The sequence below is a fragment of the Acinetobacter sp. YH01010 genome, assembly GCF_013420775.1.
In the GTDB taxonomy this organism is placed as follows: domain Bacteria; phylum Pseudomonadota; class Gammaproteobacteria; order Pseudomonadales; family Moraxellaceae; genus Acinetobacter; species Acinetobacter amyesii.
Window position 1 is genome coordinate 1 of sequence record NZ_VOYF01000034.1, and the last position, 11,535, is coordinate 11,535.

The following is an 11,535-nucleotide window of genomic DNA, read 5'->3' on the forward strand; positions in this document are numbered from 1 at the left end:
CTGTCCAGTGCCCTTCGCAGCCGCACCAACTAGATTTCTCACGTATGCAGCTACACGGTCTTTAGCAATGAGATGGCTGTCTCATGCACACGAACCGAAAAAAAAAGTTTAGAAAGTTTTGCTCGTTGCACGATTAACACAACAAAGCTCATTTCATATTTTGGCAAAGCCATCGTCTCAGGCTTTTTTAAACTTGGCAAATTTTCAGATGTTTTCGCGCACGCAGATCGCAGGAACTCTTATTTATATTCCTGCCATAAAACAGCTGTTTACAAGGAAATTTGCACAAAAATAATCAATAAAAATATATGTTTCAAAGGGGGGCTTTTATGGTTATGGAAAAAAATAGTATTTTGAGTAAAAAACACCCAGTTCTAAAATGAGAATGGATCATTTTTTTAACGATTTATTATCTAAAAATAAGAAGAGCACTGGATGTGCTCTTCTTGGAATTTCGCATAAGAGATTTTATGTTAAATACTTAAAACATCATGCTCTTTTATTTCTAAGAGGCTTTGTTGCAAAAATACCTAAAACTATGATTTTATTATACTTATTTTTTATTAAAATTTTCTTAAACTCCTTAAAAATAAGTATTTTGCAAAATATTTATGCAACAAAGCCTATACATAAGAGCAAACGATCTTCCAACGGTAATTTATGCGGTCGTCCTTTACCAATATGACGAGGTAACTGCTTATTTAGCTCGGCCAACATCAGGTTAAATGTAGCCCAACTAACACCGGTAAGCCTACGAAACTTAACGTCTGATAATTTTTGAATATCTTTGAATTTCATCCAAGGATTATCCTTTGAATTAAATAAGTTTGCTGATTAATTTAAGATCAAATAAATTGTACGTTTTTTGATTTATGACGGAAGTCTATTAACTATATATTATTTCTTAAAAAACTATGTAATATTTAATGGAGTTAATAGGTTGAAATTATGGTAAATGAGTCAAGTGAAAATTTTTAAATATTCTTTTGTAATTTTAGCTGTAGTCTCTGTTTCCGCATATACCATGAGTGATCGTCAATCCACACAGTTTCAAGTCAAAATGCAAGTTACAGAAATTTGTGAGATTGGAGCAGGAGGCTCTTCGGATATTGATTTTGGGACTGTGACTCGTAATGCACAGAATGTTCAAGCGACAGGGAGCTTAAATGTTCATTGTACTAATGGTACTCCCTATAATATTGCTTTAAATAGTGATGGTCGTTTGAAGCATGCCAATGATATTTCCATACAAATTCCTTATCAGCTTTATCAAGATGTTGCCATGAGCAAAGAATGGGGCAATATTGCAGACAATCGTTTGTCACAACAGGGGACAGGGGAAACACAAAATATTAAGATTTGGGGTAAGGTTCCCAATGCTAATGTTCCTGCTGGGAAATATAGTGACACAGTAACTGCGACGGTTACCTATTAATTTTAAAATAAAAATCAATAAGTTAGAGTTACTGTAATCGTGTCAGAGTATTGCCCAGTACTACTGATGGGTTGAGCTGGAACCGTTGCATATACAGGTATATTATGATTATCTACAGAGTAAAAGGTATTACCTTGCCAAGGTTGATCATCGTGTGCGTTCCTAGAAAGGTTGTATCGGATATAGTTTCCTAAAGCATTTCTCATTCTTCTTTGTGTGCCCTGCGCATTGATGCCATTATTTAAACTGACTTGCATAATAGTGCCAACGGGACAGGCTAACTGTATATTTCCTGAGCTTATTAACGGTGTCTTCAGTTGGTCAACCGCACCAAAGTTAATATCTGTTGCCGACTGAATTAAGCAACTATTTTCATAATATGAGTTAACAATTAAATTATTATTACCAGTATTCGAATTTGCAAGGGCTTCTGTATCCGTTGGTACTTCTGATCCAACCTTGTATGCAGAATAAAGTTTCAATCCAATACTATTCGTTTGATAGTATGCTGCTGGTACGTTCTGTCCAGGCAACACCTGACCATATAGTTTAAGCCGAGTACTGACATTTCCAGTTCCTGCTTCAAACTGGAAAGTTTGGCATTGTGCTTGGTTTTTACGTTCTGAATCAGGAATCTTAAATGTTCTTGCTGCATCAGAATATAATTCATAATTGAGTAATGCTCTTACAGGATTATAAATAATCATACTTCGAGGAGTACTACCTGCGGGATCAAAACTATCAGCCACTAAACATAGCTTATACGTTACAGGCTGGTTTGAATTAAAGTAACAGTCAGCAATAACATCTGTTGAAACAAGTGCTGAGCCTTGAGCATTTGATGTTCCTAAACTTAACGTTGCAGACTGCCCTAACCAACAGCTACTAGCATAAGCAGGTAAACAAAAAAGAATAGATACTAGTAAGAATAAACTTGCATAAATAAAATATTTCGTTGAATCACTCATTTTAAACAAGTCATTGCAGTTTATTGACATACCATTCGCCCCAAATCACTAAAACCTTTTAATGTTGTAAGTTCAGGCAGTATCACTCGGCACTGCTTAAGTTGATTGCCTATGTAAAGTGTATTATTTTTTAGGTTATCGATATACACAACTCCATCGTGAGCCACAATAGTTGTGGGTTGTTGTTGCTGAATCGGTTCTTCTTGCCATACAGAAGTTCCCACGTTCACATTTTGTCCCTGTAAATCTACTACTTGAAGTTGCACAGATTTCACTTGATACATCGGGAATTGTACAAAAACGCCACTCGATTGGCGTGGTACAGCATTTTGTTGCGTTTTTTCAATTTTTAGATTAATTGGCAAATCAAGCGTATCTATAGCGATACTATTATTCTGATAAGGGTTCAAATAATCGAGTAGTAGATAACCTTTTTTATTAGTTTTACCAATTAAACGATTCTCTAGTCGTACAGGCACATCAGGTATTTGATCTGTTGAAACGATAGCAAATGAACCACTGCTTAGGCGTTTAGGTAAGATAGCATCTTTCAATAGTACAACCCCGCCATTCACTGAAGCATAAATACTGGTATTACTTTGGTCTGAGGTCGTATGTTGAACGTTAAGTTGGGCCAAGCCATAACGACTTAAATAATCCAGTTGCCCCTGAAATTGTGAGTATAACTCAGTATGATTGGCCCTTGCTTGCCAACCGAAACCACCTTGGTCTTGATCCACAGAATGTAAGACGTTCAGGCTAAGTTGATTTTGATCATTACTACGTTGAGCTGTGATAGTTGCTGAATTCCGTTTCGCCCATGGAATATTAAAGGACAGGTAGTAACTATTTTCTTTATTTAGTAAGTCCCTGCTATAACTTAAATTCAGATTCATTCGTCGAGGGAAAATATAAGACCAGTTCAATAGAACATATTCGTTGCTGGACTGATCCTTATACTCTTGTTGAATATAGCTCCCTCCTAACTGACCAAACTTCGTATTTAAGCCCATGTAAAATTGATTGGATTGGGTTGCATATGAAGCATCATTTAAACTAGCGATATCACTGAACTGCCCATATTGACGTAATCCATTATAATTTAAGCTAAACAATGCTGAGTTCCAACTATAACCGAATCCAAGCAACTGTCCCGTGTTTTCAGGTGTATAACTATGGGCATAAGAGACATTGAATTGACCAGCTTGTCTCCCTAATTGGTAAACACCACCTAGCCCCACTTGCTGTAACTTTTCAGTCAACTCAGTATGGGTCTCAACAGTCAATGTATTGCTTAATCCATAACGATAACTACCACTTAATGCTAAATCATCAGCATAATCAAATGAAGATATGCCATAATTTAATTTAGGATAACCAAGGTTAAATGACCAATCATTTAGACCCCGTGCCAGTAAGTGATTTGCGCGATAGAGTGAAAAATTTTGGACTTGTTGTTGGCCATTGATGTCAGTAATGACCATTTGTGCATTGCCAGCACCTGTAATACTCGGTGTAGTTTGAATATCAAACTGCCCTGGCACTACATTCTGTGATGATTGCTTGATTCCATTAATGATAAGGTCAATCTGTGAAGGGAGTGCAACCTGCCCTTTAAAACTCATTAATGGGGTTGTAACCGTATAAGGCTGTAATGCGAAATTTTTAGCCAAACTTAGACCACTAATCCGAGTAGAGCGTGTCCACGTTAAAGCATCACTTTGCGCATCGCCCAAACGTAAACGAAGCATTTGCTCTGGGAAGTCTTTCTCCCAATACGTATCTAGAATTTGACGATCAGTAAACTGATTATCTTGATATTGATAATTACCTGAAATACTCAGTACACCATTGAATAGACCAAAATAACGAAGTTCATTCCATCCATTAAATGAAAAATGATCATCAGTTTGTTGTGCAAAAGCCGTATAGTTTAAAAGTAAGCCTTGTCTTTCTTGCTGGGGATTAACCGTTGCTACAGATTTAGCTTGATAACTATATTGGTTTTTTGCACTTAATAATTCAATAGGGACTTGTATGGTGATTTTCTGGTTTAGATTGTCATATTGATAACTTAGCCCGTTAATAGCATCTAAAGAAATATAGTTTGTTTGGTCAACCAAGACTTGAGGAGCACTACTTTGAATTGAGAGTTTGTCTAATGATGTCACATCTATATAAAGCTGTTTATCTTGTTGTAAAAAATGTCCTATTTCTGGTTGTGCTGATTGATTTAGTTCGACATCTAAATATAAATCTTGCTGCATATCTTGAATCAGTTTTGGATCGCTGACTTGTGCAAGTGTATTGGGTGCCACTGCAATGATTGCTCCTGCAAATAGCAAATCACTAATCTGTACACTCACAAAACCACTCCAAAATTGATGAATACATCAATGTGCTACTTGAAGTATTTGTTCACGTACATCCATGTTCACAACAGCAACAAACTTTCCAGTCGGTTGAATATTCAGTTGTTTAGGGATAGGCCATTGCATACTCTGACCATTTAGAACATAGCCCATCAGTCCCATTTGAATTGGTGTCTTTTTACCTTGAGAATCTACATAAGCAAACTGGCTAAAACGCTTATAACTTGTAGTTTTATTGATGACTAGTAATTGATGATCCGTATATTTAAATGTCATGCCTTTTAAAGAAGTTAAGCCTTGATCTACAGCATTTATATGTGATGTTTTAAAGAAAACTGGGATCGAATATTTCAGCAAAAGCTGCAACCCGCTTTTCTCTTCAGTTTTTGGATTAGGTAATTCATCGACGATGAGTCGATAGGCTTGTTCAGATGAAAGATTGTTATTTGCGCTACGAATCAAGCGAACTAACTGTCTTTGCCCAGCAGGTATAGTCAATACCATGGGGCTTGCTATCAGATCTTTTGTAGGTGTAATAACATCTTGATTATTATTTTGTGTCCAATAATTTACTCGGACTTGGCCCCGAATTTCGTCACTTCCTGTATTGGTTAACCAAAGCTCTTTAACTTTTTCCTGAGGGGAAAACTCTAATAAAATAGGCGCAACCTGCAAGCTTGCAGCATGCGCCTGTATCATAAAAATACTCGTTACTAGACAAACTAAACTGTACTTACGTAGTAGATTAGAGCAACGTATCGGATTTCTCATATTGATATCCTTTAAATGAAGAATATCTTTACGATAACAAATATTAATATGTTACCGTGGCTGTAACTGTATCTTTATAGTTGCCTGCACGAACATTTGTTGAGCCAACGACTTTAGCAATTACAGGGATTGCTTGTACGTTACCTGAACCATTGTTTGCATATTTATTGTCATTGTTATCCCATGGCTTATTGCTATCTTGGAATAACTCATAAGCAATACTTGATAATGCATCTTTTTCATTTGTCATCTTACCACTACCTGACAGACCTACACTGTAGGGTGTCTGATTTGTACAAGTTACATTTAGGGTTCCTGTTTTGTCACTTGCAACACTACCGCTATTTACTTTACCAAAATCAATCTCTGTTGCATTGATAGAACATGTAGAAAGAACTTCAATTTTTACATCAAAAGTTGTTTGTGCCTGCTGTGTGCTTGCTGCTGGTGTTTCAGCACTTGCTTGTCCAGCTAAAAGTAAGTTAGTAGATACTAATAATGCAGTAGTGATAAATTTTTTCATTTAAGAATTCCAAGTATTAAATCCGATAGCCCAAAAGCAATCGTCATAAATAACATTGCTTTCACCTTTTATTTTTTATAGGTATTAAAATCACGTCTATAAAAATAAGTGTGAAATTTATCACTTTTTATATTTTTTTCAAGTTTTTTTTTTAACCAGCCATTCAGCATTATTAAATGTATTCGTCATTACTCTACTTTTTATAAAATAATGAGGCATATTGAAATTAAGTTTTTTGATTCAATGGAATGGGCGTTATATAATAAAAAATGGGAGCCTTAAACTCCCATTTTTTTATTATATTTTTTAAATTTTAAGTATGTTGAACTGTCAATTTTAAACCTAAAGCATTCACAACACGGTTGATCGTATCAAAACGAGGCGTTGAATCTTGACGAAGTGCTTTGTAAAGGGCTTCTCGTCCAATACCTGCTTCTTTCGCAATTTGGGTCATACCTCTTGCTTTAGCAATTACACCAAGTGCGTGCGCTAATTCAGCAGGATCATTTTCTTCAAGAACCATATTGAGGTACATTACAATATCTTCTTCAGTTTTGAGTGACTCAGCCATATCAAAACTTGGTAAATCAGCTACTTTAACCATTTTAATCCTCCAACGTTTTTGATAATTTGACTGCACGATTGATGTCTTGTTGTTGAGTTGATTTATCTCCGCCACCAAGCATTACAATCACTACGTCACCATGTTGGATGTAATACATCCTCCATCCTGAACCGAAGAACTCTCTCATTTCCCAAACACCATCTTGGAGAGGTTTAATGTCTCCCCAGTTCCCACGTTGAACCTTATCTAATCGGCGATTCAAGCGAATGCGGGTCATATTGTCTTTAATACCATCCAACCATTCATCAAATTCTGGTAGACGTTTAATTTCAATCATGAGGATTCCTTTTCTTCTCACTATATTGTATTCGATCGAATACATAATGCAAGATTTTTATCCCAAGAGTTGTCCGCAGAAATTGGGGATTATTTCTGAATTGTGACCCTTGATAAATCAGGAAAAAACGCAAAAAAGAATGTTTTTTGATCAATTCTATTGGCTAAAAGTTACAGTTTTGATTAAAAAGAAACCGACTTGTTTCCAAGTCGGTTTTTTGTGGTTTTTCAGGGGGGTGAAAAAATTTTAACTATATGAAAAACAAGGATATTTTAAAAAGCATTTCGTATAAGCTCTATTATGTTAAATGAATCTTTTAATAAGGACTAAATTTATAGCCAAAATGATTTAGACATACCTTAATTCCATTAAGTGAATAGTCCATACATCCGTTATGAATACACTTATTTTCTGAAAAGCCTTCATGAGCTAAAACAACTAAGAATTGTTTAATACTGTTTATTCGGTTTTGGCTTAATACTTGGCTCATATCTGGAATTTTAATTCCAAAAATTGGGCCTGTTGGTGTTTCTGGATAACATTCAAAATACCAAGCTTGCTGACACTCGGTACAAACATAATAAAACTCACCATAATCAAATTCTGGTTTAGCTTCCTCACATGGAGGATCTTCAATGAAGTAGTGAGGAAACTTATACTTCATATTGTAGTTATGACTGAAAACATCTGAAAAACTAGTAGGACATACAAAAAAATTATCTACAGATTGGCATTCACACATATTTTTTTGTTCTTTAAAGTTTATCTAAAATTAACATAATACACGTTATACGAAACGTGTTATAATTTACCTTGAAATTCATATACTTATTTCAAAGTTTATAGCCCATCTTCCCCAAGGTGGGTTTTTTTTATGATTTTTCACGTTCCACGCCTACTATTTAATCAATGTTTCACGGTTTTAATAAGCCTTGGTAAACAATTCAACCTCTAGTCATCACTTAAAACAGCATGTAGCACTCGGCCCAATAAACCTCGTTTTTTAGGTTCCGGTGTTATCGTAGCAGCTTGCTGAATAGGCTTATTTTCTATTGCTGTAATTTGTTCGGGCTGTACAATTTCTTGTAAGTCTGTAGTTGTACGGATTTGTTCATTTGTACTGTAATCCTGACTGTCAGGCTGAATATTTTTAGGTGTATAGCCAAGTGCTAATGTTAGGTTGTCAATTTTATCTTTAAGTTGCTCAATCTCTTTGTACATACGCCTTTCACGTTCTTCGGCAACTGATTTATCATGTCGTAATTCTTCAATCAATTGCTTGTACAGTTCAACTGTAGTGTTGTCAGTTTCCTTACTATCAGGCTTACTGTCAGCCTGACTGTTAGGCATACCGTAAACACGTTGCATTTCACTAAAATCAATGACTTTTCGATTCTTAGAGTCAATTTCATAACTAATAGAACCATTCTTCATACGATCATAAATAGATGTACGAGCGATTCCATATTTTTTAGCTAATTCCGCAACAGTAAATTTAGGCATAGTTCTTTAATTATGGTTTTAGTCCGTCATTACATGAACTGTAATGTACTTAAACGTTAAAACCTAGATCTTTAAGATGTGGAAGAAGTTGTTTTTGTTGTACTGGATCTCTGAGCATATCTTTAATTTTAATGGCTAACTCTTCATAGCTTTCACCTTGATTTGCTAAATGAGACAGTTCATGTAGGCGAGATAATTGATTTCCAAATAAGTTAATTTGTGAGTCACTCATTTGATAAAAAGACTGTTTGAGAGAGTTAGTTTGCTTAGAAGGTCGAGCTTTAGACTTTATAGAAAATTGAATATCAGTGATAACTCGACCTTTCTTAAACTGTTGATAATCAACACTTATATCAGTATGTTTGTTAATTTCATTAATTGCTTTGTCTAAGACATTGGATTTGAAATTAGACATAGTTGAATACTCTTCAACACTAAGTCCAAGCTTTGATCTCAAGTCATTGATGCTGTATTTTTCTGTCTTAGTAACGCTTAACCACTTAATAATAAGTTCATATAAGCGAATACTATATTTACTTTTAAAGTCTGAAACTTGTTCGATATAGTATTTTGTAAATTGCTCACTCAATTTGCTTATTAAGCTAATTACTTCATGACTTAGATATAAAACAATCAAACCGTTATTATCAACATACGTTACTTTATTAACCCAATTGGCAGTCGAAAGAGCCTCTATCCCCTTATACCTATCTAGATAACTAAATTCTCTTCGTTTTAATGTCCTAGCAGCATCTTTAAGCAAGGCATAAGCATTATTACTATCGACTTTAAACTGATGAATATAGTCACTCACTGATACTTCTATCGGGGTATCAGGGGAAAGCTTTTGTGATTCTCTAGCTTCGACTATAGCTAGAAGCATTATTCTTTGTTCTATCAATGATAAATTGAATGAAGCATCAATCAGAGCATTATCTTTTACAACTAACTTATTAGTATTTGTCACAATTCTAAGCTTATTTATTAATCTACATAGGTTATATACCGGCTATTTTAAATAGTCAATAATTTAACTATTCAAATACCCCTTAAACCTATCTTTATAACCCCTTAAACCTATCTTTATAACCCCTTAAACCTATCTTTATAACCCCTTAAACCTATCTTTATAAGCTATTAAATTATTTATTTACAGTCACTTAATGAACTATAAAAGCATTTAAAAACATTAAAAATAATTAAAAGCTTAGGGAATGAAAAATTGCCCTATGTTTTCGCTACGCTCAAACTCTATTGAATCTCGCTTTCGCTCGATTCGAGGGGCAATTTTTTGCCTAATCTCGTTGTGACTTTAATAAAAAACAAAAGCAACAATGAATTCGCTTCGCTCATAAGTTTTTTTACTCGCTTCGCTCGGTCTAGAAATCACTTTTCTATAAGTGATTTCCTGTTTTTGAGATTTTGATACTAAAAAATTGTTTTTCAGAGAGTCTAGGCGCGATTTTTCGATGTTCGCTCGTAGACACTCGCTCTGATATAGCGATTTAACGCAAAAATATAGGGGGTATGCGCGATTTTTTCACTGATTACTATGAATCCTATGTCGATGAGGAAAACGTGCTTAAAACGCAAATGATGAGCTTTCAGGAAAAGGTAAGGCGGCCTCCTAAGGAGACCGCCTTGTTTTTTTGATTTTCCGTGTTCAAATTCACGAAACTAACGCGCTTAACGCTAATCATTTATTGAGTTCGCGACTAGAACGAACTCGCAGTTATCAACTTACGACATTTTCACTGTTTCCAGTGGAAGCGACTCTCATGGATCCTCCATCAAGACTAAGCTGGTCCTGACTTCTACACATCACAAAGTACACACTTCAAATTGTGTTTTAGTTCCACAATCACGATTTTATATAACATCATCCCACTAGAGCCTTGCGGCCCATCATCGCAAAAATCAGTCAGCAGCAGATCCGTCTCCGGAACAACTGGGTTATTTCAAAGCGCAAACTTCAACGTAACCAGCGCTTTTCTTAATGATTACTCATGAAATATTATTCATCCGAGCGCTACATCAGGATGTTTAACGTTTATTCACTTTCTTCCGTGCCAAACAGGCTTGCCGCATTTCATAGCGGCCGAGGTTGCCACACCTCTCCCCTGACAAACTTTGTTTTCTCAGTCCGGTTATGCACCGTATTGCCTTTCGTTCACCCACCCCTTACGTTTTTATTCGCTCGAAGTGACCTAATTAATCTGTAAATAAAACCAAATTAAATCTATTCAGCAACTCTCCCTCTCTCATTAATAAAACCTTATAGCACTCTCGCGTAGTGTTTTCGGTCCAAAAGCCTATAGTGTGGAGCCACCACATCTAATCATTGGCTTGAGAGATTCCCACTTTAGCGTTAACAGTCTTTGTCTATTTCGAAAGAAATAGACGGTCAGTACGCTTATCCGTTCCATCTGATATCAGCCATTCCTTTTTTTTGGGATAAGAGTTCCAAAAACTCCCATTATTAACCGATATTAAATTTCATTACGGGTAAAGCACTTAACCTACGCAAAGCAACATGCTTGATCCAATCTCTTGGATCTCCTTAGTGTCACTGTTACAGGCTTGAGCTATCCATAGATCTCAATAACTAATCAAATATGTCATCACGACAAATCAATTTGGTTAATCATTGAGTACCGAGCAGTCCAGATTTCTCCTCGTGCCCCTAGTACCTCGCGATACTCTCATAAGCCCACCTGTGCGCAACGCATACCGCCCTGTTAAGGAATTGAAGCGGTAAACGTGTGTTCCTAACGCATCTATCATTCCATGAAGATACTCACACTCTCTGTTAAGCAGGGTTTGCCCTTGTCACCAAGGGTCCCGTTTCAGTGTCGCCCAACTATTTGATCGGCTCACAACGATTTCATACGTCACAGCCAATTAAGAGTGATTGGGTCAAAGAACAGAATCTCACTGTCCAGTGCCCTTCGCAGCCGCACCAACTAGATTTCTCACGTATGCAGCTACACGGTCTTTAGCAATGAGATGGCTGTCTCATGCACACGAACCGAAAAAAAAAGTTTAGAAAGTTTTGCTCGTT

General features: G+C 35.9%; 11 protein-coding genes. 1 reads left to right on the forward strand and 10 read right to left on the reverse strand.

Features of this window, described 5'->3' with window-relative positions; genetic code table 11:
* Nucleotides 1-609: 609 nt before the first annotated feature.
* Nucleotides 610-798, reverse strand: a complete 189-nt coding sequence (locus tag FTT77_RS16290; RefSeq protein WP_157799961.1) for a hypothetical protein — start codon at nucleotides 796-798, stop codon at nucleotides 610-612.
* Nucleotides 799-955: 157 nt separating this feature from the next.
* On the opposite strand from FTT77_RS16290, the gene FTT77_RS16295 reads away from it, so the two are divergent.
* The gene (locus tag FTT77_RS16295) at nucleotides 956-1,435 is read left to right on the forward strand and encodes a spore coat U domain-containing protein (RefSeq protein WP_179991844.1); all 480 of its coding nucleotides are present in this window, start codon (nucleotides 956-958) and stop codon (nucleotides 1,433-1,435) included.
* 14 nt (nucleotides 1,436-1,449) lie between these two features.
* On the opposite strand, the gene FTT77_RS16300 is transcribed toward FTT77_RS16295, so the two are convergent.
* From FTT77_RS16300 to repM, 9 genes are all read right to left on the reverse strand, one after another.
* Entirely contained in the window at nucleotides 1,450-2,403 is a 954-nt protein-coding gene (locus FTT77_RS16300) for a spore coat U domain-containing protein (RefSeq protein WP_180002664.1), read from the reverse strand.
* A gap of 20 nt (nucleotides 2,404-2,423) precedes the next feature.
* Nucleotides 2,424-4,769 (reverse strand): fimbria/pilus outer membrane usher protein, encoded by a 2,346-nt coding sequence (locus tag FTT77_RS16305; RefSeq protein WP_180022922.1) that lies wholly within the window; start codon nucleotides 4,767-4,769, stop codon nucleotides 2,424-2,426.
* A 27-nt stretch (nucleotides 4,770-4,796) separates the two neighbouring features.
* Nucleotides 4,797-5,474 (reverse strand): molecular chaperone, encoded by a 678-nt coding sequence (locus FTT77_RS16310; protein WP_257223471.1) that lies wholly within the window; start codon nucleotides 5,472-5,474, stop codon nucleotides 4,797-4,799.
* Nucleotides 5,475-5,589: 115 nt separating this feature from the next.
* Entirely contained in the window at nucleotides 5,590-6,069 is a 480-nt protein-coding gene (locus tag FTT77_RS16315) for a spore coat U domain-containing protein (protein WP_179991845.1), read from the reverse strand.
* A gap of 313 nt (nucleotides 6,070-6,382) precedes the next feature.
* Nucleotides 6,383-6,673, reverse strand: a complete 291-nt coding sequence (locus FTT77_RS16320) for an addiction module antidote protein (RefSeq protein WP_000241337.1) — start codon at nucleotides 6,671-6,673, stop codon at nucleotides 6,383-6,385.
* A 1-nt stretch (nucleotide 6,674) separates the two neighbouring features.
* Entirely contained in the window at nucleotides 6,675-6,971 is a 297-nt protein-coding gene (locus tag FTT77_RS16325; RefSeq protein ID WP_034583450.1) for a type II toxin-antitoxin system RelE/ParE family toxin, read from the reverse strand.
* A 316-nt stretch (nucleotides 6,972-7,287) separates the two neighbouring features.
* Nucleotides 7,288-7,713, reverse strand: coding sequence for a hypothetical protein (locus tag FTT77_RS16330; RefSeq protein WP_168379835.1), 426 nt, complete (start codon nucleotides 7,711-7,713; stop codon nucleotides 7,288-7,290).
* Between the two features lie 209 nt (nucleotides 7,714-7,922).
* Nucleotides 7,923-8,474: a plasmid replication DNA-binding protein gene (locus tag FTT77_RS16335; protein WP_179996704.1), complete on the reverse strand. Its 552-nt coding sequence runs from the start codon at nucleotides 8,472-8,474 to the stop codon at nucleotides 7,923-7,925.
* A gap of 49 nt (nucleotides 8,475-8,523) precedes the next feature.
* The gene (gene repM / locus FTT77_RS16340) at nucleotides 8,524-9,441 is read right to left on the reverse strand and encodes a replication initiation protein RepM (RefSeq protein ID WP_180015784.1); all 918 of its coding nucleotides are present in this window, start codon (nucleotides 9,439-9,441) and stop codon (nucleotides 8,524-8,526) included.
* Between the last annotated feature and the right edge of the window lie 2,094 nt (nucleotides 9,442-11,535).

Excerpts from the sequence above, each read along its gene's own strand:
- FTT77_RS16290 (WP_157799961.1), bottom strand. The coding sequence starts at position 798 with ATGAAATTCAAAGATATTCAAAAATTATCAGACGTTAAGTTTCGTAGG.
- FTT77_RS16295 (WP_179991844.1), top strand. The coding sequence starts at position 956 with ATGAGTCAAGTGAAAATTTTTAAATATTCTTTTGTAATTTTAGCTGTA.
- FTT77_RS16300 (WP_180002664.1), bottom strand. The coding sequence starts at position 2,403 with ATGAGTGATTCAACGAAATATTTTATTTATGCAAGTTTATTCTTACTA.
- FTT77_RS16310 (WP_257223471.1), bottom strand. The coding sequence starts at position 5,474 with ATGATACAGGCGCATGCTGCAAGCTTGCAGGTTGCGCCTATTTTATTA.
- FTT77_RS16315 (WP_179991845.1), bottom strand. The coding sequence starts at position 6,069 with ATGAAAAAATTTATCACTACTGCATTATTAGTATCTACTAACTTACTT.
- FTT77_RS16320 (WP_000241337.1), bottom strand. The coding sequence starts at position 6,673 with ATGGTTAAAGTAGCTGATTTACCAAGTTTTGATATGGCTGAGTCACTC.
- FTT77_RS16325 (WP_034583450.1), bottom strand. The coding sequence starts at position 6,971 with ATGATTGAAATTAAACGTCTACCAGAATTTGATGAATGGTTGGATGGT.
- FTT77_RS16330 (WP_168379835.1), bottom strand. The coding sequence starts at position 7,713 with ATGTGTGAATGCCAATCTGTAGATAATTTTTTTGTATGTCCTACTAGT.
- FTT77_RS16335 (WP_179996704.1), bottom strand. The coding sequence starts at position 8,474 with ATGCCTAAATTTACTGTTGCGGAATTAGCTAAAAAATATGGAATCGCT.